The 24,560-nt window shown below is 47.9% G+C and carries 18 protein-coding genes; 12 read left to right on the top strand and 6 right to left on the bottom strand.

Going from position 1 to position 24,560, the window contains the following annotated elements; genetic code table 11:
* Positions 1-8 precede the first annotated feature (8 nt).
* On the top strand, positions 9-3,698 hold the full coding sequence (locus tag ACTHSX_RS03065) for a CDP-glycerol glycerophosphotransferase family protein (protein ID WP_440376777.1): 3,690 nt from the start codon (positions 9-11) through the stop codon (positions 3,696-3,698).
* A gap of 71 nt (positions 3,699-3,769) precedes the next feature.
* Here the strand turns inward: ACTHSX_RS03065 and ACTHSX_RS03060 are convergent, their stop codons facing one another.
* From ACTHSX_RS03060 to ACTHSX_RS03045, 4 genes are all read right to left on the bottom strand, one after another.
* Positions 3,770-4,819, bottom strand: a complete 1,050-nt coding sequence (locus ACTHSX_RS03060; protein ID WP_188208903.1) for an acyltransferase — start codon at positions 4,817-4,819, stop codon at positions 3,770-3,772.
* Between the two features lie 85 nt (positions 4,820-4,904).
* Positions 4,905-6,275: an XcbB/CpsF family capsular polysaccharide biosynthesis protein gene (locus ACTHSX_RS03055; protein WP_150540577.1), complete on the bottom strand. Its 1,371-nt coding sequence runs from the start codon at positions 6,273-6,275 to the stop codon at positions 4,905-4,907.
* 1 nt (position 6,276) lies between these two features.
* On the bottom strand, positions 6,277-7,716 hold the full coding sequence (locus ACTHSX_RS03050) for an AMP-binding protein (RefSeq protein ID WP_049349323.1): 1,440 nt from the start codon (positions 7,714-7,716) through the stop codon (positions 6,277-6,279).
* Between the two features lie 3 nt (positions 7,717-7,719).
* Entirely contained in the window at positions 7,720-7,950 is a 231-nt protein-coding gene (locus ACTHSX_RS03045; protein WP_003747973.1) for an acyl carrier protein, read from the bottom strand.
* A gap of 221 nt (positions 7,951-8,171) precedes the next feature.
* Here ACTHSX_RS03045 and galE point away from each other — a divergent pair, with 221 nt between their 5' ends.
* The 10 genes from galE (at position 8,172) to ACTHSX_RS02995 (ending at position 20,834) form a co-directional block, all read left to right on the top strand.
* Complete coding sequence (gene galE, locus ACTHSX_RS03040) at positions 8,172-9,188, top strand: UDP-glucose 4-epimerase GalE (protein ID WP_003747972.1); 1,017 nt, start codon at positions 8,172-8,174, stop codon at positions 9,186-9,188.
* Between the two features lie 116 nt (positions 9,189-9,304).
* The gene (rffG, locus tag ACTHSX_RS03035; RefSeq protein ID WP_049335785.1) at positions 9,305-10,372 is read left to right on the top strand and encodes a dTDP-glucose 4,6-dehydratase; all 1,068 of its coding nucleotides are present in this window, start codon (positions 9,305-9,307) and stop codon (positions 10,370-10,372) included.
* A gap of 73 nt (positions 10,373-10,445) precedes the next feature.
* On the top strand, positions 10,446-11,312 hold the full coding sequence (rfbA, locus tag ACTHSX_RS03030; RefSeq protein ID WP_440376776.1) for a glucose-1-phosphate thymidylyltransferase RfbA: 867 nt from the start codon (positions 10,446-10,448) through the stop codon (positions 11,310-11,312).
* A 52-nt stretch (positions 11,313-11,364) separates the two neighbouring features.
* Positions 11,365-11,904 carry a dTDP-4-dehydrorhamnose 3,5-epimerase gene (rfbC, locus tag ACTHSX_RS03025; protein WP_036472525.1) on the top strand — a complete coding sequence of 180 codons (540 nt, stop codon included), beginning with the start codon at positions 11,365-11,367 and terminating at the stop codon, positions 11,902-11,904.
* 34 nt (positions 11,905-11,938) lie between these two features.
* Complete coding sequence (locus tag ACTHSX_RS03020) at positions 11,939-14,053, top strand: capsular polysaccharide biosynthesis protein (RefSeq protein WP_440376775.1); 2,115 nt, start codon at positions 11,939-11,941, stop codon at positions 14,051-14,053.
* A gap of 136 nt (positions 14,054-14,189) precedes the next feature.
* Entirely contained in the window at positions 14,190-15,449 is a 1,260-nt protein-coding gene (locus tag ACTHSX_RS03015) for a capsule biosynthesis protein (RefSeq protein WP_311458370.1), read from the top strand.
* Positions 15,450-15,818: 369 nt separating this feature from the next.
* The gene (locus tag ACTHSX_RS03010; RefSeq protein ID WP_440376774.1) at positions 15,819-17,225 is read left to right on the top strand and encodes a tetratricopeptide repeat protein; all 1,407 of its coding nucleotides are present in this window, start codon (positions 15,819-15,821) and stop codon (positions 17,223-17,225) included.
* A gap of 216 nt (positions 17,226-17,441) precedes the next feature.
* Complete coding sequence (gene gltS / locus ACTHSX_RS03005) at positions 17,442-18,656, top strand: sodium/glutamate symporter (protein ID WP_440376773.1); 1,215 nt, start codon at positions 17,442-17,444, stop codon at positions 18,654-18,656.
* Between the two features lie 105 nt (positions 18,657-18,761).
* The gene (locus ACTHSX_RS03000; protein ID WP_440376772.1) at positions 18,762-19,784 is read left to right on the top strand and encodes a lysozyme inhibitor LprI family protein; all 1,023 of its coding nucleotides are present in this window, start codon (positions 18,762-18,764) and stop codon (positions 19,782-19,784) included.
* Between the two features lie 54 nt (positions 19,785-19,838).
* Positions 19,839-20,834, top strand: a complete 996-nt coding sequence (locus ACTHSX_RS02995) for a S49 family peptidase (protein WP_070590143.1) — start codon at positions 19,839-19,841, stop codon at positions 20,832-20,834.
* A 187-nt stretch (positions 20,835-21,021) separates the two neighbouring features.
* Here ACTHSX_RS02995 and pdxA read toward each other — a convergent pair whose 3' ends face one another.
* Together pdxA and ACTHSX_RS02985 are read right to left on the bottom strand one after the other, a co-directional pair.
* Positions 21,022-22,023, bottom strand: a complete 1,002-nt coding sequence (gene pdxA / locus ACTHSX_RS02990) for a 4-hydroxythreonine-4-phosphate dehydrogenase PdxA (RefSeq protein ID WP_070590140.1) — start codon at positions 22,021-22,023, stop codon at positions 21,022-21,024.
* Positions 22,024-22,180: 157 nt separating this feature from the next.
* Positions 22,181-22,711: a cytochrome b gene (locus ACTHSX_RS02985; protein WP_440361702.1), complete on the bottom strand. Its 531-nt coding sequence runs from the start codon at positions 22,709-22,711 to the stop codon at positions 22,181-22,183.
* 233 nt (positions 22,712-22,944) lie between these two features.
* Between ACTHSX_RS02985 and ACTHSX_RS02980 the strand changes: the two genes are divergently transcribed.
* On the top strand, positions 22,945-24,474 hold the full coding sequence (locus ACTHSX_RS02980) for an ABC transporter permease (RefSeq protein WP_440376771.1): 1,530 nt from the start codon (positions 22,945-22,947) through the stop codon (positions 24,472-24,474).
* Positions 24,475-24,560 lie beyond the last annotated feature (86 nt).

The following is a 24,560-nucleotide window of genomic DNA, read 5'->3' as shown; positions in this document are numbered from 1 at the left end:
TCAAAAAAATGAACAATAAAAAATTTCGGAAGCTCTTACGAGACCCTAAACTCTTTTTCCGCGACATGTACGCCAAACGCGTAATGAAACTCAAAAAATACCTTCCCTTAAAATACGAAGGTAATAATCAATTTACAATCGTTTCAGCCGTTTATAACGTCGAAAAATACCTTGATGAATACTTTGACAGTATCGTCAAACAAAGCTTGAATTTCAAAAAACACATTCAAATCATTCTAGTAGATGATGGGTCAACCGACCATTCGGCAGAAATCATCAAACGATGGCAAGCCAAGTTTCCAAAAAATATTCATTATTTTTACAAAGAAAATGGCGGTCAGGCCTCAGCACGCAATCTGGGTTTGCAACATACACAAACTGAATGGGTAGTATTTACTGACCCTGACGATTATCTTCACCCTGACTACTTCAAATCAGTAGATACGCAAATTAGCCAACATCCGTCGGCAGTAACTGTAGCTACTAATATGAAGTTTTTCTTTGAAAATCAAAATATCATTAAAGATAGTCATCCTCTAAGATTCCGTTTTGATAAAACCCACGTTATTGATGTTGCCAAGCTCGATAAATTTATCAATATGTCTGCTGCCTCCACCTTTTTCAGAGTCAGCCATATTAAAAAACAGAATTTGGTGTTTGACCACAATGTTAAGCCAAACTTTGAAGATGGCAAATTTATTGCAGACTATTTATTAGATTTGCAGGACGCAAAAGCTGTGTTTGACAGAGATGCCGTCTATTTCTATCGCAAACGTGAAAGCGGCACATCCACTTTAGATACTTCTTGGCAAAAAGTAGAAAAGTTTTCTAATGTTTTTGAGTATGGCTTCTTGCCTATGCTTCAAAACTATAAAAACCGCTTAGGGCATGTACCCTCCTCAATACAAAAAACCGCATTATATGATATGGCTTGGTATATTCAACAATTACTTAATAGACCTGAACGTCTAGATTTGTTGGATACTAAACAAAAATCACATTTTTATGATCTAATGCAGCAGGTTTTTAATTATATTGATCAAAAAAATATTATGGAATTTGGCTTAGCAGGAGTATGGCTATTCCATAAGGTTGGTATGCTTGGAATGTTCAAACAGAGCGAGCCACCATTCCAAATCGCCTATATTGAAAATATTGATCGTGAACGCAAACAGTTCCTTATCAGCTATTTTACCTATTTTGACCAGCCATATTCTGTACAGGCCGATGGGCATGAGCTTATTCCTGTCTATGCAAAAAGCGTGGTCAATAAGCTAAATGAACAATTATTTGTTTACGAAAAACGTTTGTGGGTTCCCTATGGTGATGTTGCAGACAACGCCAAAATTAATATCCTACTAAACAAAAAAGCAATGCGGATTTCGATTAAAGGTAAAACCTTTATGCACGGCATTGCATTAAATGAACTTATCGGTTTATTTACGCCGTCTGAAAAATACCTTTCAGACGGCAGTTGGCTCTTAATGGATAGGGAAACTAAAGCTGACGACAACGCCGAGCATTTTTATCGTTATATGATGCAGAACCACCCAGAGCAAACTTGCTATTTCGTACTTAACAGAACTGCCCCAGACTGGAACCGTCTCGAACAGGAGGGCTTCAAACTTGTAGAATTCGGCGGTAGTGAATATGAACAACGTTTGCGTAAAGCTGAAAAAATCATTTCCAGTCATTTGGAAAAACACATCAACAATTATTTTGGGGATTTATACGAACACAGCAAAAAATTTGTCTTTCTTCAGCACGGAGTAACCAAAGACAATCTTTCTGCATGGACAAATAGCAAACAAAACCTACACTGTTTCATTACCACTACTGAGCCAGAAAGCCGCTCAATTAAGGCTGATTTCAATACCTACAAACTGACCGAAAAAGAAGTAGCACTAACTGGATTTCCACGCTACGACTCCTTACTATCAAAAAATAAGCCCGACAGTCGCAAGATCCTGATTATGCCAACTTGGCGCAATAACATTGTCGGTCAAAATATCGGTACAGGTAGCAATACTCGTACGCTCAACAGTGCTTTTATGGAAACTGACTATGCCCGTTACTGGCAGGCTCTGCTTCACGACCAGCGCCTGAAAGAAATGGCAGAAACCTACGGCTACGAAGTAATTTTTGCACCACACCCAAATATCGAGCCCTATTTGGAAGTAATGAATGTCCCTACCTATATAAAAATCTGGAGTGGACTGCGTGAAACTGAAAGTATTCAAAATCTTTTCGGACGTTGCGCCGTATTGATTACTGACTACTCATCAGTAGCATTTGACATGGCCTATCTGAATAAGGCAATTATTTACTATCAATTTGATAAAGAAGCCTTTTTCTCTGGTACACACACCTATCAAAAAGGCTATTTCTCTTACGAAACTGATGGATTTGGCCCTATTACCATCAATCAGCATGAAACGCTGACTGAATTAGAAAACATTTTAAAATCAGGACATGCTAAACCCGAATATCTTGCTCGCATCCGCGATACTTTCCCCTTCCAGGAAGGTGGCAACTGCGAACGTGTGTATCAAGCTATTACTGCTCTTGACCATGCCGAAACCGCTGACAATCTGCCGATTTTAATCAATATGATTGAGCAAGCAGAAAATCATCAGGTATGGGACTTGGCTGCAAGCCGTATCCAAACTCTGCTTGATACAGGCCGTCTGAATGCGGAAGAAACAGCTGATTATCGCCATCGTTATCTGAACGCTTTATTTGAGAGCAAACAGTTTGATACTTTGCAAAACCTGTTACCCGATTATCCCGATACCGCTGATTACTGGCATGCGAAAATGGACTTATATATAGGTAATGCTGTTAAAGGGGCGGAATTTTTTGCTGAAAACGAGCATATAGGAACGCAAAATGATTTACTTGTCGCGTTACTTGCAGCCTCGTTTCACCAAGCAAAAAGGCCGTCTGAAAAACTGTTTGCCCGGATAGGTACAGACTTACCCGACTCATATCAACCTTTGTTAGCCGTAGCACAAAAGCTATCGGAGCAGAATTATTTTGTAGCATTAGCTTTACTGAAAACGTATATTGATAGCTTGGATGATCGCACAAAAGGTTATCTCAAACCCGAGCTATTGGCTTCTTACCTCTGCATGAAACTTGGTAACTTACAAGGCGCGCATCAGTATTTGGTTTCTTTTGAAAACCATACTCAAAATGATCCAAGTTGCCGTATCGCCATTGCAAGACTGGCAAAATTACGCGGTGATTCTGAAAAACTATTTACCCAGCTTAACCGTGCCTTTGAAGAAAATCTGCTCTTAATTCCTGAAGATTTAACAGTCGATTATCTGAAAAAAATGTACGCCACCGGCAACACTGACGGCGAAGGATATCTATTGGCTCAACTGCGCCAAAAATATCCTGAGAATCCGTCTTTGGCCTTGTATGAAGCTGAAAAACTTGCCCAAAACCAAGATTGGGAATCTGTCACCAAAATATTGACTGATTTTGCACAAACCTCACCGGAAACGATGTATCTTTATACAACTGCTTTATGCCGTCTGAAAAACCATCAGGCAGCACAACGTTATTTTGACAGCCTCTCTCTACAAGACACAGCAGCATATTGGAAACTGGCAGCTGAAATAGCCGAAGCTAAAGGTGACAAGGCATTACAGGCTGAGTGTCTGAAAAAACAATTGGCTTGTTTAGAGTAATCTCTGTCTTATCTTAAAAAAGGCCGTCTGAAAACTTTTATGTTTTCAGACGGCCTTTACTATTAGATGCACTAATCAAGTTCTACTGTTGAATTGATATAGGTAACATGATTCATTTCTGCCAAATCCTTACCTTCATCTATATCTGTGTATAAAACATTATTGCGTTCCCAAAATACATCTTTGCGTATGACTTTAGCCGGCACGCCTGCAATAACACAGTTATTAGGAAAATGTTTTTTCACTACCGAAAATGCACCAACAATACTACCGCTACCAATCTTTGTACCACCCCAAATTGTTGCGCCATAGGCTACCCACACTCTGTCTCCAATGGTAACGTCTTTAGAAACATTTAAACGTTTTCCAGTATGAACATCATAAATCGGGTGTGCATCATCAGTACGGATTTGATTATTAGTGGCAAACATACAATCTTCACCAATGGACAAGGTTGTATGTTCGGCAACAGTAATATAAACCGGATTGGTACTGGTAGTTTTACTGCCGATGTTAATCGTACAGCCTACTCCCAAACACCATTGGCCTTGCATAGAAACATTCTCGCCAATATAGACTTTGCTGTCCTTGCCTAAAAATTCCAAAAACACATTACGCAAGTTTGCATTAGGGTGGATAACAACTTCATTCCCACCTCCTCCTAGAAATTGGAAATGACAGTTTCGCAGATTATCAGGTGCAGTAATTTTATTTCCGGAAGTATCAATATAATTGCCTGACATCACTTCTTTTTTACGGCTGTTAACTACTGGCCGTTCAGAAAAATATTGTTCCGCACGCTCGGCCAATTTGATAAAGACCGCACAGGTTTGGGCAAAATCCAAAGTACTGACATCATAAATATATACATTATCCCCATCCTGCTTAGATAAGCTGAAGTTTGGAAACATTTCTCCGATATTATCTATCTCACTTTTATTACGATAAAACAGGAAAATCTTCTGCCAATCTAAATTTAAGCTGACAGAAAATGGTGTTTCACGGTCAGATTTGAAATTGCAGTACACATTCTGCTGATAATAAATATCAACAGACGTATTTTTTAATTTGATATTTTTAAGAATTTCTTGCTGAAATTCTTCAGTCGTTTTATCTACCATTACATTCCCCAAACATGATAAATATGGTTCAAATATTAAAAAAATAGACAGTAAATTTTAAACTTACTGTCTATTTACTTCACATTTAGTTCAGATTAATGTCCGAATCAGTGATATGGATGTCCAACAGCAAATTATTGATAATGGTATTGGACAAGAATACTGTGTTACCTGAAAAATCTATGTGCTTTTGAATTTTTTCAAAGTCAAACTCGCATAATACAACTGTAGGCAATGCTTCTTTCAGCTCTTTAATATCCGGATAAAACTCTGATACTTTAGCCGATGAAATGACCACTTGATTTTCAAGGTTATGATCAATTACATCTGGTAGCTTTTTGAAAGTCTCCAAAATCGGCGTACGGATAGAGTGCAGATACAATGGATCTTTGCCGCCATAGTATTTATGGTTGCCCAAAAATGGGTCGATTGCAAAGGTTTTGTACCCACCAATTAAGCCGTGATATACCGCTCCTGTACCGCCTGATGATGCACCGCAAATGACTACGTTTTTCTTATCTACGCCATAAATATTCATCAGGCTCTTAATGAAACGCTGGATATTGTCTTCGATATTTTCATCAAACTTTGTATTCAACCCGTGACTGCCAAACGCGTCTGATACATCAGCCATACGGATGATATAAGTATTTGGCATAATGCTGTTGCTGATAAATGGAAATGGGTGGCTATAATAACGGTCAACCATATTCTCATTGCTCTTATTGGTATAAGAGAACAACACCAATAGGTTTTTCTTGTTGGCACTCAATACTTTCGGTGCTTCAACAGTATAAATAACATTTTCCAACTCATGGAAAGAGTCTGGGAAATAAGCCAAAAGATCTTTATAACTGTGCTTGTTCACACGACGGAACACACTTACGCCCATTTTGTGTTCAACAGCTAAAAAGCCTCTATTATTTAGCTCATAAACATAATCACTTAGTCCATGATTCCGAGCATAGCTTAGGAAAAACTCATTACTGTCGCCTTTAACACCAATATATTCAACTTCCGGCTTATCCAAATACTCGGCTAAATTAATGCCTTTATTTTTTTCAACATTCAGGATGTAGCATAATTCGCTGCCAAGATAAATGGAAGTAACTTCTAAAATCTCACTAAATTTATCCTCGATTTTTGCCCAATCGGCTTCAGCAAATTTAAAAGACAATACTGTCTTTTCTTGATTAACCGATTGTGGGTAACTTCCATAAATTTCTGAAATATATTTCAGAAATTTATGGAAGCCGGAAATCTTAGAAATTTTGCTCTTATTACGCTCAATAAAGTTAAAGGTTTGTCCTACTGCCGTATAACTGACGCTGACAAAATAGTCGTTCAACAGAAAATCAAACACTATACTTTGATTGTTATAAATCCAAGCGTTAACCTTTTGAGGATCAATCTTGGCTTTTCGTAAGATGTTTTGCTGAATTTGATATAAATCCATTTTATAAACCCTGCTGATATTTTTCCAACAATGCTTTTTTGTCGGTTTTGTGGTTGGTGCTGACTGGAATTTCATCAATGTGAATAAATTCAGACGGCATCATGTAAGACGGTAAATTTTGTACTAATGCGTCTTTGATCGCCTGAGTATCTGCACTTTGCTTGGCTGTATAGAAACACACCAAACGCAATACTGCACCTGTGTTGCGTTTCAAAGCCACTACTGCCACATTATCAAAGGCAAATTCCTTAAGGTTAAGGATTTTTTCTTCAATTTCTGAAAGTTCGATACGGTAGCCATTGAGCTTAATCTGCTCGTCTTTACGGCCTTGTACGTAGAACAATCCATTTTTTTCAAAACCGTAGTCACCTGTTTTATAAGTACGGTTATCTGCACTGTGTACTACCAAGCGTTTAGCATTTTCAGTTTCGTTGTTCAGATAGCCACGCATCACATGGTTGCCACTAATCCAAATCTCTTCGTCAACAATCTCTAATTTGGAATTAAGCACGGCAACGCCTACAGGCAACTCTTCTTCTGCCGCCAGCATATCAGGTGTAATATCAACGTAAGTTGTTGCTACAGTAGCCTCAGTCGGACCATAGGTATTGATAACACGGACACCGGGAAATTTTTGAAAAATCATATTTACTACTGGTTTGCCAAGTTTTTCGCCACAGAACAAAAATTCTTTTAAACTCGGTAAAGTAGCCTGACTGCATTTAGGGTTAAGCAGCTGCTGCATGGCAAAAGAAGGCGTGGAAACCCAAGTAGTAATTTGTTGTTTGGCCAAAAAATCAATCCAGGTGGCAGGATTAGAAATAGCATCACGACTGTTCATAACAATGCAACCGCCGTAAGCCAAGTTGCCAAAGATTTCGTACATTGACAAATCAAACGCAAACGGAGCCTGATTCATAAACACATTAGGTGCGGCTAAATTAAGCTGCTCTTTCATCCATTTCATCAGGTTAAACACGGCTTCACGACCGATTTGCACACCCTTAGGTGCGCCGGTTGTTCCTGAAGTAAACATGATGTAAGCCAAATCTTTTTCAGCCAACTCTACTTCTTCATCAGTCTGCTTTTCAAAAGTTTGCGTTGCCGAACGGTACACAAAGCGTGCTTTCGACAGTTGGCAGATATTGTTCAGACGGCTTTCAGGATAAATACTATCCACCGGAATAAAAGGGATTTTGTTTAATAAGCAGGCATAAATTGCCACTGCAAAATCAATTTCTTTATGGCCGTGCAACACCAAAGGAATGTTTTTGGTAATATCTGCTATGCTTTTGTAAGCCTCGATAAATGTGGCTATTTTTACGCGCAACTCTTCCCAAGAACATTCCTGAGTATCATTAACTAACGCTTTTCCCGAAGTTTGGTTGAAACGGTATTCCAAAAAATCATCAAGATTTTGGAATTCATTTAATTGTTTCATGATTTAGCCTTTGTAATTATTTTCAACATATTGAATAATATTGGCTGAATTTGCCAAAATATCAACCAGTTGCTCAAACGGCAAATCAACATCAAATTTTTGTTTGATGGCCATAACCAAATCCATTGCGCTCACGGAATCAATAAGTCCTGTAGACAACAATTCTTCATTTGCTGACACTTGTTTTTGTGCAACTTGTGAAATCAACGCCAAAACTTCGTTAGATACTGACATGGTAAGATCCTTTTATTAAAATTGAAATGATAACGCTTTGCACCCTGTGCATAACACTGTGATTATCCCATATTTTTTTACTTTTCAGGTAACTAAATATACAATATCCAAATAAAGCAATCCCTCTTTGACAACATTTACATCAGGTCATCTGAAAGCGTTTGTATTTTCAGCCAACCGGTTTCACGACTTCCAAACACAATTTTAATTAAGGAAAACCAATGACTATTCTTATTACCGGCGGTACCGGCTTCATCGGCTCCCATACCGTTGTTTCCCTGCTGAAATCAGGCTTTAATGCTGTGATTTTGGACAATTTGTGCAATTCATCTGCCAACATCCTCCCGCGCTTGGAAAAGATTACCGGCAAGTCTGTGCCTTTTTACCAAGGGGATATTCGTGATCGTGAAGTGTTGCGTCAAATCTTTGCAGAACACGATATTGATGCCGTCATTCATTTTGCCGGCTTGAAGGCAGTCGGCGAAAGCGTGGCCGAACCAATGAAATATTATGACAACAATGTGTCGGGCAGCTTGGTTTTGGCTGAAGAAATGGCGCGTGCCGGCGTATTTAAGATTGTGTTCAGCTCATCGGCTACGGTTTACGGCGATCCGGGCAAAGTGCCTTATACGGAAGATATGCAACCGGGGGATACGACCAGCCCTTACGGCACGTCTAAGTCTATGGTGGAGCGCATTTTGACGGATATCCAAAAGGCCGATCCGCGTTGGAGCGTGATTTTGTTGCGCTATTTCAACCCTATCGGTGCGCATGAAAGCGGTTTGATCGGCGAGCAGCCAAACGGTATCCCAAACAATCTGCTGCCTTATATCTGCCAAGTGGCTTCAGGCAAGCTGCCGCAATTGTCGGTTTTCGGCGACGACTACCCTACTCCCGACGGTACGGGCATGCGCGACTATATCCATGTGATGGATTTGGCGGAAGGCCATGTGGCGGCGATGCAGGCAAAAAGTGATGTTTCGGGCGTACACCTGTTTAATTTGGGTTCGGGACGTGCTTATTCGGTATTGGAAATCATCCGCGCCTTTGAAGCGGCCTCCGGCTTGACCATTCCGTTCCAAATCAAACCGCGTCGCGATGGCGATTTGGCCTGTTTCTATGCCGACCCTGCCTACACCAAAGCGCAAACCGGTTGGGAAACCAAACGCGATTTGGCGCAGATGATGGAAGACTCATGGCGTTGGGTCAGCAACAACCCAAATGGCTACGACGATTAAGTTGACCTGATACAGGCCGTCTGAAAGAGATGTTTTCAGACGGCCTCTTTATCTGAAAAACACACTTTCTGTCTGCTATAATCCGTTTATATTATTTTGACTATCCTCTGAAACTTATGAAAAAAATCCTTGTTACCGGCGGTGCGGGCTTTATCGGTTCTGCCGTTGTCCGTCATATTATCCAAAACACCCAAGACTCTGTCGTCAATGTCGATAAGCTGACTTATGCCGGCAATTTGGAATCTCTGACCGAGGTGGCCAATAATCCTCGCTATGCTTTTGAGCAAGTGGATATTTGCGACCGCGCCGAACTCGACCGCGTATTTGCACAACACCAGCCTGATGCCGTGATGCACTTGGCTGCGGAAAGCCATGTCGACCGCTCTATCGATTCGGCAGGCGAATTTATCCAAACCAATATCGTCGGTACATTCAATCTGCTTGAAGCGGCCCGCGCCTACTGGCAACAAATGCCGTCTGAAAAACGCGAAGCCTTCCGTTTCCACCATATTTCCACCGATGAAGTCTATGGCGATTTGCACGGCACAGACGATTTGTTTACCGAAACCACGCCATACGCGCCGTCCAGCCCCTACTCTGCCTCTAAAGCGTCCAGCGACCACCTTGTCCGCGCATGGTTGCGTACTTACGGTTTGCCGACCATTGTAACCAACTGCTCCAACAACTACGGCCCTTACCATTTCCCGGAAAAACTCATTCCGCTGATGATTCTGAACGCGCTCGACGGCAAACCGCTGCCCGTTTACGGCGACGGTATGCAAATCCGCGACTGGCTGTTTGTCGAAGACCACGCGCGCGCGCTGTATCAGGTTGTTACCGAAGGTGTTGTCGGCGAAACCTACAATATCGGCGGCCACAATGAAAAAGCCAATATTGAAGTCGTCAAAACCATCTGTACCCTGCTGGAAGAGCTTGTTCCTGAAAAACCGGCAGGCGTGGCGCGTTACGAAGACTTGATTACCTTCGTGCAAGACCGTCCCGGCCATGACGTGCGCTACGCCATCGACGCTGCCAAAATCGGCAGGGAGCTGGGCTGGAAACCGCAGGAAACGTTTGAATCCGGCATCCGCAAAACAGTGCAATGGTATTTGGACAACAAAACCTGGTGGCAAAACGTATTGAACGGCAGCTACCGTTTGGAACGTTTAGGCACCGGTAAATAAGTTTTCAGACGGCCTGTTCCCATATTAGGCCGTCTGAAAATCACGCAAACACACACTACTCAGGAGAAAACCCATGAAAGGCATCATCCTTGCTGGCGGCAGCGGCACACGCCTCTACCCCATCACACGCGGCGTATCCAAACAACTGCTGCCCGTGTACAACAAGCCCATGATTTACTATCCCCTGTCCGTATTGATGCTGGCAGGAATCCGCGATATTTTGGTAATTACCACGCCCGAAGACAACGCCTCTTTCAAACGCCTGCTCGGCGACGGCAGCGATTTCGGCATTTCCATCAGCTATGCCGTGCAACCCAGTCCGGACGGCTTGGCACAGGCATTTATCATCGGCGAAGAATTTATCGGCAACGACAATGTCTGCTTGGTCTTGGGCGACAATATTTTCTACGGTCAGTCGTTCACCCAAACCCTGAAACAGGCTGCTTCTAAAAAACACGGCGCCACCGTATTCGGTTATCAGGTCAAAGACCCCGAACGTTTCGGCGTAGTCGAATTTGACGAAAATTTCAACGCCCTGTCTATCGAAGAGAAACCGCAACAACCCAAATCCGATTGGGCGGTAACCGGCTTGTACTTCTACGACCAACGCGTCGTCGAGTTCGCCAAACAAATCAAACCGTCCGCCCGCGGCGAATTGGAAATTTCCGACCTCAACCAAATGTATTTGGAAGACGGTTCATTGTCGGTGCAACTTTTGGGACGCGGTTTTGCATGGCTGGACACCGGCACTCACGAGAGCCTGCACGAAGCCGCTTCATTTGTGCAAACCGTGCAAAACATCCAAGACCTGCAAATCGCCTGCCTGGAAGAAATCGCTTGGCGCAACGGTTGGCTTTCCGATGAAAAACTAGAAGAGCTGGCGCACCCAATGGCGAAAAACCAATACGGCCAATATTTGCTGCGCCTGTTGAAAAAATAATGTTTGAGGCCGTCTGAAACTTTTCAGACGGCCTTTAGATGAAAGATAAACGATGAACATCATTGATACCGCCATTCCTGACGTAAAACTGCTTGAGCCCCAAGTCTTCGGCGACGCGCGCGGCTTTTTTATGGAAACCTTCCGCGACGAGTGGTTCAAAACCCAAGTCTGCGACCGCACCTTCGTGCAGGAAAACCACTCCAAATCCGGCAAAGGTGTATTGCGCGGCCTGCACTATCAAACTGAAAACACACAAGGCAAACTCGTGCGCGTGGTTGTCGGCGAAGTATTCGACGTGGCCGTCGATATGCGTAAAGACTCCCCCACTTTCGGCAAATGGGTAGGCGAAATTCTGTCCGCAGAAAACAAACGCCAACTATGGGTACCCGAAGGTTTCGCTCACGGCTTCTATGTACTGAGCGATGAAGCCGAGTTCGTCTATAAATGCACAGACTATTACAACCCAAAAGCCGAACACTCGCTAATTTGGAATGATCCGACCGTCGGCATCGACTGGCCGTTGCAAGGCGAGCCGAACCTGTCGCCTAAAGACTTGGCCGGCAAAGTATTGGCCGAAGCCGTAACGTTTTAAAAAGTTTTAAAAATAATTCAGGCCGTCTGAAAGAATGCTCCTCTTTTCAGACGGCCTACAATCCATTAATAACAATAATCGACGAAAACGCATTGTGAAAAACGCCTACATCCCCTCTCGCGGCATCCGCAAAATCCCCCATCTCTCCACCCTATTGCCCGAGTTTCATATCTGCAAAGATGGAAAAGGAGCAGAGGCTGTTGTCGGCTGGGGTTTGCGCCCGACGACACACAAAGCGCGTGCGTTTGCTGCCGAACACCAGCTTCCCTTTATTGCTTTGGAAGACGGCTTTTTACGATCGCTCGGACTAGGCGTCTCCGGTTATCCGCCCTACTCTATCGTCTATGACGACATCGGCATCTACTACGACACCACCCGTCCTTCGCGTTTGGAACAACTGATTCTTGCCGCCGATACCATGCCGTCTGAAACCTTGGCTCAGGCGCAACAGGCGATGAATTTCATCCTGCAACACCACTTGTCCAAATACAACCACGCGCCCGAACTTTCAGACGATCATCCTTTACGTTCCCCATCCAAACCTGAAACCATCCTCATCATCGACCAAACATTCGGCGATATGGCCATTCAATATGGCGGCGCAGATGCCTCTACGTTTGAACTGATGTTTCAGACGGCCTTAAATGAAAACCCGCAAGCCGATATTTGGGTAAAAACCCATCCCGATGTTTTGTGCGGCAAAAAACAAGGCTATCTGACCCTGCTGGCGCAGCAACACCGCGTCCACCTTTTGGCAGAAGACATCAATCCGATTTCTTTGTTGCAAAACGTCGATAAAGTTTATTGCGTTACCTCACAAATGGGTTTTGAGGCGCTTTTGTGCGGCAAACCGCTGACCACCTTCGGCCTGCCGTGGTATGCCGGATGGGGCGTGAGCGACGACCGCCACCCAAAAATCGACAGCCTTGTTCAAACCCAACGCCGCGCCCCCCGCAACTTGCTGCAGCTCTTCGCCGCAGCCTATCTGCAATACAGCCGCTACCTCAACCCCAATACCGGCGAAGCAGGCAGCCTCTTTGATGTCATCGACTATCTGGCGATGGTCAAACGCAAAAACAACAAATTGCGTGGCGAGTTGTATTGCGTCGGCATGTCTTTGTGGAAACGCGCGGTTGCCAAACCGTTCTTTAACGTACCCTCATGCCGTCTGAAATTTATCTCCTCCACAAAAAAACTGGCCGGGGTCAAACTGTCCGATGATGCACGCATCCTTGCTTGGGGCAACGGCAAAGAGGCCATCGTCCGCTTTGCCGAACAACACCACATCCCCCTGCTGCGCATGGAAGACGGCTTTATCCGCTCGGTCGGACTCGGTTCTAATTTAGTACCGCCGCTGTCGCTCGTTACCGACGATATGGGCATTTATTTCAATGCAGAAACCCCGTCCCGTCTCGAACACATCCTGCAAAACCAAAACTTCGACGATCAAGACTTTCAGACGGCCTTGAAGCTGCAAAAAATGCTGACAGAAAACCACATCAGCAAATACAACGTCGGCAGCTCAGACTTCACCGTCCCGTCAACCGACAAAACCGTGATCCTCGTTCCCGGCCAAGTTGAAGATGATGCGTCTATCCGCTATGGTTCGCCCCAAATCTATCGCAATCTGGATCTACTCCGTACCGTACGCGAACGTAATCCCGATGCCTATATCATCTACAAACCGCATCCCGATGTAGTCAGCGGTAACCGCGTCGGCAATATCTCCCCTGAAGATGCGGCACGATATGCCGACCAAACCGCCGAGCAAGCCGATATCCTGACCTGTCTCCAATACGCGGACGAAGTTCACACCATGACTTCGCTGACCGGTTTTGAAGCCTTGTTGCGCGGCAAAAAAGTCAGCTGCTACGGCCTGCCTTTTTACGCAGGTTGGGGGCTTACCCAAGATCTGCTGCCCATCCCGCGCCGCAGCCGCAGGCTTGAACTTTGGCAGCTGATTGCCGGCACACTCATCCACTATCCCGACTACATCCACCCCGAAACCCATCAGGCCATCAATGCGGAAACCGCAGCCCAAATCCTGATACGTCAAAAAAATATGCAAAAAAACAACAACGGATTACATCGCGGGTACTTTGCTAAAAAATTAGGTAAAATCAAACAACTATATCGATCTTTCAAATAAATACCATCTAAATTAACAATGCGTCATAAACTTGCCTCTATTGAGGCATCATTGCCTTTGCATCGTTAATTCTCTTGGCGTATGCTTGAAAGTTCAACCTAAAACTATTACATAAAAAACAAAACCACATTGCGACATGAAACAGCCCGTCCTCCAAAACAACCTGCAAAACCTGCTTGAAAGCGCAGAAAATATCCTGCTGCTTCAAGGCCCTGTCGGCGATTTTTTTCTGCGCCTTGCCAACTGGCTGACTGAAAACGGTAAAACTGTACATAAATTCAACTTTAATGCAGGCGACGACTATTTTTATCCGCCCACTCAAGCTCATACCATTGTTTTTAACGACGACTACGATGCCTTTCCTGAATTTTTGCAAGAATATATCGTTCAGCATCACATCCAGGCCGTTGTCTGCTTTGGCGACACACGTCCTTATCACGTCATTGCAAAACGTATTGCAAACGAAAACCAAGCGAGTTTCTGGGCGTTTGAAGAAGGCTATTTCCGCCCCTACTACATCACATTAGAAAAAGACGGCGTCAACGCATTTTCCCCGTTGCCGCGCCGTGCCGACTTTTTTCTTGAACAATTCCCTAAGCTTGCCCAGCAAGAATATAAAGCGCCAACGCCGGTACGCGGCGGGTTTACGCCCATGGCAAAAAACGCCATCCGTTACTATATCGAGTTGTTCCGCAATCCACGCAAATACCCCGACTACATCCACCACCGCGCGCCCAATGCCGGCCATTACCTCAAACTATGGTCGCTCTCCATCCTCAAGCGTTTAAACTACTATATTGAAGACATCCAAATCGCCAAACGTGTGGAAGCAGGCAAATACGGCAAGTTTTTTATTGTTCCCCTGCAGGTATTTAACGACAGCCAAGTCCGTATCCATTGCGACTTTCCCAGCGTCCGCAGCTTCCTGCTCCATGTTTTGAGTTCATTTGCCGAACACGCGCCTGCTGATACCAACATCATCATCAAGCATCATCCGATGGACCGCGGCTTTATCGACTACTGGCGCGACATTAAACGCTTTATCAAAGAACACCCCGAACTCAAAGGCCGTGTGATTTATGTCCATGATGTCCCCCTGCCCGTTTTCCTGCGCCACGGCCTCGGCATGGTCACCATCAACAGCACCAGCGGGCTGTCCGGACTGATTCACAATATGCCTGTCAAAGTGCTCGGTCGTGCCTATTATGATATTCCCGGCATTACTGACCAAAATACCTTGGCAGAATTTTGGAATCATCCGACACCGCCTGACAAAGAGCTGTTCCATGCCTACCGAATGTACCACCTCAACGTGACCCAAATTAACGGCAACTTCTATAGTCAGGTGTTTTTCCCCAACAAAAAAACCTCCGACTCTTCCTCTCCAACAACCTGACTTAGCGAAAGAAAAGCTCAGGCCGTCTGAAATGTTTTTCAGACGGCCTGAAGCAATCAATATCTTAGCTACTGCCATGTAAATAAAACACAAAACCCTGCATTTATCATTAACAATAAATTACAAAAACAGTATAATGACCGAGCTGTCATGAGCGCATACCGACTCAACCTGAGCCTTTTGTAACGCACAAAATATGGATGTACCCCCAGGCAAAACAATATAACAAGCCAAGCATCCTAAAGATAAGCCAGCAAGGCAATACACTCTACAAAACTATGCCGAGCAATATTTTTACAAAGCCCTCAACCGGTATCGCCGCCCATATGCCGCAGCATCCGTCTTCCACTTTATATCCGCCCGCAAACCATGACCGCCGCTCCTGATATCCTCTACCGGCAAGCCGCCGCCCTTTTGGAACAATCCAATACCGCCCAAGCCCTGCCCCTGCTGCAACAGGCCGCAGAGCAGGGATATACGGAAGCTGCTTTTGTATTGGGCGACCATCTGCTGCAAAACGGTCATCCGGAGCAGGCACTTCCATGGCTGGAAGCCGCCGCGGCCCAACGCCATCCCAAGGCACTCTTTATCCTGCTGCAACAACGCGAACGCAACGGTACCCCGACCGGACAGCTTCTTAACGAATACGCCTGGCTGGGTGAGCAAGGTTACCTCGAAGCCCAACTAATCCTCATGCGTTACCATGCGCAACGCAACGATCCACAATCTCTCTACTGGGCAGAGCTTGCCGCTGCCCGATATGCCGCGCCTGCGTATTACCATCTGGCACGCCATCATCAACGCCAAGGCGACGTTACGACAGCCATCGAACAATACGAAAAAGCGGCCGCGCTCGGCGTGACTGCCGCCTACTGGCAACTCGGTCAAATCTACTTCTACGGTACAGGTGTCAGCCCCAACCACGCAAAAGCCGAACAATATCTCAGACAAGCCGCGCAAGCCGGCCACATCGCCGCACAAATCCTGCTGGCCGACCTTCTTGCCACCCAACGCAAACCCGAAGCCTTAGAATGGTATCGTCGTGCCGCCGATAAGGAGCAAGCGGAAGCACAGGCCAAGCTGGCCCAATACGCCCTGACCGGCGAACTTTCCGAACGCGATCCGTTCCAAGCGGCGCGCTATGCCAAAGCTGCTGCCGAGAAAAACCATCCCGAAGCCCTGAAAATCATGGGCGACCTCTACCGCTACGGCCTCGGCATCAAAGCCGACAACCATATCGCGCACGATTACTACCACCGTGCTGCCGCACTGGGTTCTGCCGCTGCGGCACAAAAACTCATCAGCGACGCCGCGCTGTACCATCCGCAACAATACGAACAAATCAAAACTGCCGCCCTGCAACAGCAACAAACCGAGACCACATACCGTTTGGCGGAGACACAAGCCCACGCCATCGGCCGTCCCGCCGACTACAATGCCGCACGCAAAAATTACATGGAAGCTGCCGAGTTCCACCATAAAAACGCGGCGGCAGCCTTAGGCCGCATCTACCATTACGGCCTCGGTACAGCGCAAGATCCTCGGGCGGCTGCACACTGGTACACCATCGCTGCCGAACAAAACCACCCTTCCGCCCAATACCACCTCGCCTGTTTTTACTATCACGGACAAGGTGTAGGCTGTCATGTTCCGACCGCCTGCTACTGGCTGCAGGCCGCCATCAGCAACGGCCACACTTCGGCCGAATCATTAACATCCCTATTAGAACAATGGCGCCGCGAAGCACATCATGCCATCGGACAAAAGGCCGTCTGAAAAGATTTACACTCGCATTTTTTGACAATCTTTAACTATTCCCCTAATATTTGCCAGTTATTTTTCACGGACACGTCATTGTTTTCATTTCTTTCTGAAAACACCTTGTCCGCGCATCAATACCATGACACTCGGCGGATAACGCCAAGCGTTGAAACACACTACATCCGGAACAAAACGGATGCTCGAAAAAACATTTCTAGGAGGTGAAACAACATGGAATGGGAATTCAACAGTTATTACACACTGATTGCCGCCACGCTCGTGTTGCTGGTTGGTAAATTTCTGGTTCAAAAAATCAAATTCTTAAGAGACTTCAATATTCCCGAACCGGTCGCCGGCGGTTTGGTTGCCGCTATCGTCCTGTTCGCCCTGCACGAAGCCTACGGCGTCAGCTTCAAATTTGAAAAACCGCTGCAAGATGCGTTCATGCTCATCTTCTTTACATCCATCGGTTTGAGCGCCGACTTCTCCCGTTTGAAAGCGGGCGGTTTGCCTTTGGTTATCTTTACCGCCGTGGTGGGGGCATTCATTATCGTCCAAAACTTCGTCGGTGTCGGCTTGGCGAGCGCATTGGGCTTGGATCCGCTGATTGGCCTGATTACCGGTTCGATTACCCTGACCGGTGGCCACGGTACCGCCGGTGCATGGGGTCCTGACTTTGAAAGCAAATTCGGCCTGACCGGCGCAACCGGCTTGGGTATGGCTTCTGCAACATTCGGCCTGGTATTCGGCGGTTTGATCGGCGGTCCTGTTGCACGCCGTCTGATCAACAAAATGGGCCGTAAACCTGTCGTCAAAACTGCCAAATCCGACGACAACGATGTTGCCGACGACATCTTTGAACAAGCACAGCGCACCCGCCTGATTACTGCCGAGTCTGCTGTCGAAACCCTGGCTATGTTTGCCGGCTGTTTGGCATTTGCCGAAATCGTGGATGGCTACGACAAAGCCTTCTTCGACTTGCCTAAATTCGTATGGTGTCTGTTCGCAGGCGTGGTCATCCGCAATGTCCTGACCGCAGCCTTCAAAGTCAATATGTTTGACCGCGCCATCGACGTATTCGGTAACGCTTCCCTGTCGCTCTTCCTTGCCATGGCTCTTCTGAACCTGAAACTGTGGGAGTTGACCGGCTTGGCAGGCCCTGTAACCATCATCTTGGCCGTACAAACCGTCGTGATGATTCTGTACGCAACCTTCGTTACCTACGTCTTCATGGGTCGCGATTACGACGCTGCCGTATTGGCGGCCGGTCACTGCGGCTTCGGTTTGGGTGCCACCCCGACCGCCGTTGCCAACATGCAGTCTATTACCCAAACTTTCGGCTCGTCGCACAAAGCCTTCTTGATTGTACCTATGGTCGGCGCCTTCTTTGTTGACTTGCTCAACGCCGCCATCCTCTCCGGCTTTGTCAGCGTCATCAAAGGCTGATACTTCTGACATAGAAAAGCACTTGCCGCATTTACTTGCTGCAAGTGCTTTTGTTATGATAGGCACGTCAGGCCGTCTGAAAGGCCGTCATCTTCAGGAGTACCTATGTACAAAAAAACCGCTTCCGTATTGATTTTAAGCACGATTCTTCTTGCCGCATGCAGCAAAGAAGAGCCGAAAGCCGCACTTGATTGCGCCCAACCGGCCACACTGCAAAACATCCGTACCACCATCGAAGACACCCTCAAACAACAAGCGCGCTCCTTTGCCCGCAATGACAACCGCCAATTCGTCGATGCCGACAAAATCATCGCCGCCGGCCTCGAATTAGAAACCCTGCTTGAAGACCCCAAAGAAACCGAAGACAACGGCAAAGCCATCTGCCGCGCCAACCTCAAAATCCGCATTCCTGATACCATCCTCAAAACAGCCATAGACAATAGCCCGCTGATTTACGGCAACACCCCGTTGTCCGACATGCTTGAACAAAAACTGATGGGTAGCAACCTGACTTTTGAAAACAACACGTTCAGCACCACCCTGCTCTACACCCCCGACAAAGACGGCAAACCGGTTCTCGAAGACAATACCCTGAGCACCACGGCCCAAACCCTTTCCGCCACCCTGCTGCCCTACGGCGTGAAAAGCATCGTCATGATAGACGGCAAACCTGTATCCAAAGAGCAGGCCATCAAGCTGCTGCAAAACCAAAACACAGAAGAGCCGCCGACTGTCAATCCGCAAGACATCCTCGAAAACAATGCCGCCAGCCAAGCCGTCGGCTTGACCGATGATGACGACAATTCAGACTACGAAGTCCTGCGTCCTGACCATGAAACCTCGCGCAACGAGCCGCCCGGCCTCAGCCAAAGCGAACTCGACAACGCGCGCGCGCAAAACCGTCAGGCAGACGGCGAGATTAACGACCTCTGGGGCGGCATGGACAGCGATGTCAAACAACAAATCCTCGGCGAACAACGCGCCTGGATTCAAAGCAAAAAACTCAACTGCCAACAAGCCGCCGCGTCCGCAGACAACGCCGCGCAAGCAGAATACCTGCGCCTGCAGTGTGAAACCCGCATGACCCGCGAACGTACGCAATACCTGCGCGGCTATTCCATCAACTAAAACTGATAAGGCCGTCTGAACATTCAGACGGCCCACAAGAAAGCACATCACATCATGCAATACCGAATCCACCGTGAAGGCGATGCCCCAAACACACCATCTTCAGCCTCCACACCCGTTGACAACTGGGAGCGCAACACCCTGCGCGAAGTCCTCCTCGCCGCCTACCAAGAACAGCGCCGCGCCCGCATTTGGCGCAATATCTGGCGCGGCGTCGCCGTCCTCATCTTCCTCAGCCTGATCTTCGGCCTCGCGGAAGAAGAAGGAAAAACCACGAGCATCCATGCCCGCGGCGAACATACCGCCGTTATCGACCTGACCGGCGAAATCGGCAACGACATCGACGACCAAGTCCAAATCCTGCGCGACAGCATGGAAGCCGCCTATAACAACGGCAACGCCAAGGCCATCATCATCCGCGCCAACAGCCCAGGCGGTTCGCCTGTCGTGTCCAACACCGCCTTTAACGAAGTCCGCCGCCTCAAAGCCGAACACAAAGACATCCCCGTTTACCTCGTTGCCGAAGACATGTGTGCTTCCGGCTGCTACTACATTGCCGCCGCAGCCGACAAAATTTACGCTGATCCTTCCAGCATTGTCGGCAGCATCGGCGTGATCGGCGGCGGTTTCGACTTTACCGGCATGATGGACAAAGTCGGTGTCAAACGCCGTCTGAAAACCGCCGGCAGCAACAAAGGCATGGGCGACCCTTTCACGCCTGAAACGCCGGCACAAACCCAAATTTGGGAAACCATGTTGGGCGATATCCACCAAGAATTTATCAAAGCCGTCAAACTCGGCCGCGGCGCGCGATTGAAAGACAAACAATATCCCGATGTTTTCAGCGGCCGCATCTACACCGGCAAAGAAGCCAAACAGGTCGGCTTAATCGACGATTTCGGCAGCATTTACAGCGTCGCCCGCGATGTTGTCAAAGCCCCTGAGCTGGTCAACTACACGCCGCAAGACGATTTCAGCAAAATGCTCAGCCGCCGCTTCGGTGCGGAAGTGAAGGCCAAAGTCAAAGAAACTTTGTCTGAAATTTGGTAAACCAAAAAACCAAAAGGCCGTCTGAAACCCAATTAGGGCTTCAGACGGCCTTTTGATATGGTTTTTAAAATAAAGTGCTGATTATTGTCCAAACATTTATCGACCTCATCAAATCGGCAGGCAAATATTTCCTGATGATGCTCTTACAAGAACACTTTACGCCGACAAACGATTAAACCTCCACGCTTCAGACGGCCTGCTGCATATTGTGCGCCATATCAAGCGCGGCACGGACAGCGGTAATCAGGCTGCCGGAATCGGCTTTGCCTGTGCCTGCCAAGTTCAAAGCCGTGCCATGATCGACGGAGGTGCGGATAAAGGGCAGGCCGAGGGTGATGTTCACGCCTTCGCCGAAACCGGCGTATTTGAGCACCGGCAGCCCTTGGTCGTGGTACATGGCAAGGACGGCATCGGCATCTTTGAGCAGGAAGGGTTGGAACACGGTATCGGCCGGATAAGGGCCGCGTGCGTCTATGCCTTCGGCCTGCAGGGCATGAAGCGCCGGAATAATAGTGTCGATTTCTTCGTGTCCCAAATGGCCGCCTTCGCCCGCGTGGGGATTGAGGCCGGTAACGAGGATAACCGGTTTGGCTATGCCGAACTTATGGCGTAGGTCGTGTTCAAGAATGCGGACAACCGACTCGATTAAAGGCTTCGTGATGGCGGCGGAAATATCTTTAAGCGGCAGATGAGTAGTCACTAATGCAACTCGCAATCCGCCGCCGGTCAACATCATGACGACTTGTTCGGTATGGCTTTTTTCGGCGAGGTATTCGGTATGACCGCTGAAAAAGCCGTTGCCTGCGTGGGCATCGTTGATGATGCCTTTATGCAGCGGCGCGGTCACCATGCCGGCAAACAGGCCGTCTGAAATACCTTGATACGCGGTATCCAGCAGTCGGAGCACATACGCGGCATTGGCAGGATTGAGTTCGCCCGCCCGACACTCGGCATCTAAGGGAATATGCAGGACTTCGAGTTCGCCCTTGGGCAACGGTTCAGCCGCTTGGGCTTGAAAATCGCGCAAGATGACGGATTTGCCGAGCTGTTCGGCCCTGTTTACCAACAGGTTTTTGTCGCACAAAACAACGGGGCGGCAAGGAAGGTCGGCGAAAGCCAAATCAAGGCAGATGTCGGGGCCGATGCCGGCCGGTTCGCCGGATGTAATGGCGAGAATGGGAGCAGTCATGGTGTTTCTCGGTACGGGTTACAGTATTTAGACAACAGTCAGGCAAAATGCCTGCCCTACTTTTGCAGATTAACACAAATACAAAAAGGCCGTCTGAAAACAGTTTTTGCTTGGTCAAACTGTTTTCAGACGGCCTTGGCTGTTTACCGTTTTACACTTAAGAACGGCGGCCGATCATGCGGTATAAAACGTCGTGGCCTTGAATGCGGTGAACCACAACCATGACAATGTGGCCGGCGACAAGCGCAAAAAGCAGCCAGCCGAGTTTGCCGTGCGCCATATTGCCGAGGTTGGACATCCATTCGATTTTTTCAGGCGAACCCTGCATCACTTGGACGCCGAATACTTTCAATGGGCCGCGACCGCCGCCGTATTGGCGGATCATGCCGATAACGGGAACGGCGAGCATAAGGACGTAAAGGGCAAGGTGGCCTGCTTTGGCGGCAAAGCTGTCGGCGGCAGGACGTTTGGACGCATTGAGCAAAGCCCAAACAATGCGCACGGCAATCACCAGCAGCGTGATGAAACCGATGGATTTATGCACGCCGAAGAGCGATTTGACCCATTCTTCGCCATCGTAGATGGTCCAAACGGTAATGGTGGAGAGGATGCCGATAAAACCGAGTACGGTCAGCCAGTGCAACGCGCGCGCGACGGCATCGTAGGTTTGTGGACGTGTAGCGGTCATAATGTTTCCTTGTTTTTGATTTGTTTGGTTTTTTGAATCGGCGGCATTGTAACAAAAATGCCCAACCAATTATGTTGCCTTTTTGAAGAGACTTCGTAAATGTTTGGAAAATTTGAAGAAACGGCGGTTTTATCCGTCAGGCTGCACAGGCCGTCCGAAAACAAGGGCAGGAATACCACCTTCTATGCCGAACTCGGGCTAAAATAGGCGTTTTTATTCTCGGGTACGCATCGATGCAGGTTTGGATTCGGCGGTTTGCGCTGTTGCTTCTGCCTTTAGGTTTCTTAGCGGTCATGGTGGCCGCACCTTTGCTGTCGCTGGCGTTTTACGACGGCGAAGGCGCTTGGGCGGAAGTGGTGGCTGATGACTATATGCGCCTGCGCTTGGGCTGGACGGTGGCGCAGGCGGTTTTGACCTGCGTCTTGGTCACGGCTTTGGGCGTGCCTGCGGCATGGGTGCTGGCACGGATGGACTTTGTCGGACGACGCACGGTTTTGCGCCTGCTGATGCTGCCTTTTGTGATGCCGACCTTGGTGGCGGGCATGGGCGTGCTGGCCTTGTTTGGCGCACACGGTATGCTGGCGGCAGGCTGGCAGGATACGCCGTGGCTGCTGATTTACGGCAATGTGTTTTTCAACCTACCGGTTTTGGTGCGCTCGGCGTATCAAGGATTTGTGCGCGTGCCGCAGGCGCGGTTACTGTCGGCGCAATCTTTGGGCGCGGACGCGTGGCGGCGGTTTGTCTGGGTCGAATGGCCGGTGGTGCGCGCGTGGGTTGCCGGCGGCGCGTGTCTGGTGTTTTTATATTGTTTTTCAGGCTTCGGACTGGCCTTGCTGCTCGGCGGCGAACGTTTTGCAACGGTGGAAGTGGAAATCTACCGGCTGGTGGCGTATGAGTTGGACATGGCGCGTGCGTCGGTGTTGGTGTGGCTGGTGCTGGCGGTTACGGCGGCGGCAGGCGGTTTGTATGCGTATTGGAGCAGGCGCGTGGCTGTGGATAAGTCGGTCTCGCCTTTGCCTCCGCGTGCGCCGATATGGGCTTGGGAAAAATGGCTGACGGCAACGGTATTGGCCATGTTGGCAGTGTGCTGCCTGCTGCCTTTGGCTGCTGTGTGGCTCAAGGCGGTATCGGCTGGCTCTTCGTGGGCAGTCTTGCTGGAAGCGCAAACGTGGGCGGCTGTGTGGAACACCATCCGTTTCTCTGCATCAGCCGTGGCGGCGGCAACGGTTTTGGGCGTGCTGTATGCGGCGGCGGCACGGCAAATAGCGTGGTTGCGCGCGCTGATGTTTTTGCCGTTTATGGTGTCGCCCGTGTGCATCGCGTTTGGCGTTTTACTGCTCTATCCGCAGTGGACGGCTTCGCTGTGGCTGCTGACCGCGACTTACTCGCTGTTGGCGTATCCGTTTGTGGCCAAAGATGTACTGGCCGCGTGGGATGGTTTACCCAAAGATTACGCGGCGGCGGCGCGTACCATGGGCGCAAACGGTTTTCAAACGGCCTGTTATGTAACTGCGCCTTTATTGAAACCGGCTTTACGGCGCGGCCTGACTTTGGCTTCGGCAACGTGTATCGGCGAATTTGCGGCCACATTGTTCCTGTCGCGCCCCGAATGGCAGACGCTGACCACTTTGATTTACGATTATCTCGGACGCGCCGGTGCGGACAATTACGGACGGGCGATGGTGTTGACGGCGGTATTGACCGCTTTGGCTTTGACGGCATTTTTGCTGGTGGACGAAGCAGAAGGGCAAAAGGCCGTCTGAACGTGGTTGGCTCAAACTCCCTTCACTTTCACTACACTCTTGCCGCGCCTTGTATCGAAAATTGATTGAATCCGCTATATAATTTG

Source organism: Neisseria sp. P0014.S002 (assembly GCF_051958295.1).
Lineage (GTDB): Bacteria > Pseudomonadota > Gammaproteobacteria > Burkholderiales > Neisseriaceae > Neisseria > Neisseria flavescens_B.
The sequence above is the reverse complement of the archived record's forward strand: the minus strand, read 5'-3'. Positions and strand labels throughout refer to the sequence as shown.

Coding starts and splice junctions, on each gene's coding strand:
- ACTHSX_RS03065 (WP_440376777.1), top strand. CDS start 9: ATGAACAATAAAAAATTTCGGAAGCTCTTACGAGACCCTAAACTCTTT.
- rfbC (WP_036472525.1), top strand. CDS start 11,365: ATGAACATCATTGATACCGCCATTCCTGACGTAAAACTGCTTGAGCCC.
- ACTHSX_RS03010 (WP_440376774.1), top strand. CDS start 15,819: ATGACCGCCGCTCCTGATATCCTCTACCGGCAAGCCGCCGCCCTTTTG.
- ACTHSX_RS03020 (WP_440376775.1), top strand. CDS start 11,939: ATGCTCCTCTTTTCAGACGGCCTACAATCCATTAATAACAATAATCGA.
- rffG (WP_049335785.1), top strand. CDS start 9,305: ATGAAAAAAATCCTTGTTACCGGCGGTGCGGGCTTTATCGGTTCTGCC.
- pdxA (WP_070590140.1), bottom strand. CDS start 22,023: ATGACTGCTCCCATTCTCGCCATTACATCCGGCGAACCGGCCGGCATC.
- ACTHSX_RS03055 (WP_150540577.1), bottom strand. CDS start 6,275: ATGGATTTATATCAAATTCAGCAAAACATCTTACGAAAAGCCAAGATT.
- ACTHSX_RS03000 (WP_440376772.1), top strand. CDS start 18,762: ATGTACAAAAAAACCGCTTCCGTATTGATTTTAAGCACGATTCTTCTT.
- rfbA (WP_440376776.1), top strand. CDS start 10,446: ATGAAAGGCATCATCCTTGCTGGCGGCAGCGGCACACGCCTCTACCCC.
- ACTHSX_RS03045 (WP_003747973.1), bottom strand. CDS start 7,950: ATGTCAGTATCTAACGAAGTTTTGGCGTTGATTTCACAAGTTGCACAA.
- ACTHSX_RS03050 (WP_049349323.1), bottom strand. CDS start 7,716: ATGAAACAATTAAATGAATTCCAAAATCTTGATGATTTTTTGGAATAC.
- ACTHSX_RS03060 (WP_188208903.1), bottom strand. CDS start 4,819: ATGGTAGATAAAACGACTGAAGAATTTCAGCAAGAAATTCTTAAAAAT.
- gltS (WP_440376773.1), top strand. CDS start 17,442: ATGGAATGGGAATTCAACAGTTATTACACACTGATTGCCGCCACGCTC.
- ACTHSX_RS02980 (WP_440376771.1), top strand. CDS start 22,945: ATGCAGGTTTGGATTCGGCGGTTTGCGCTGTTGCTTCTGCCTTTAGGT.
- ACTHSX_RS03015 (WP_311458370.1), top strand. CDS start 14,190: ATGAAACAGCCCGTCCTCCAAAACAACCTGCAAAACCTGCTTGAAAGC.
- ACTHSX_RS02995 (WP_070590143.1), top strand. CDS start 19,839: ATGCAATACCGAATCCACCGTGAAGGCGATGCCCCAAACACACCATCT.
- ACTHSX_RS02985 (WP_440361702.1), bottom strand. CDS start 22,711: ATGACCGCTACACGTCCACAAACCTACGATGCCGTCGCGCGCGCGTTG.
- galE (WP_003747972.1), top strand. CDS start 8,172: ATGACTATTCTTATTACCGGCGGTACCGGCTTCATCGGCTCCCATACC.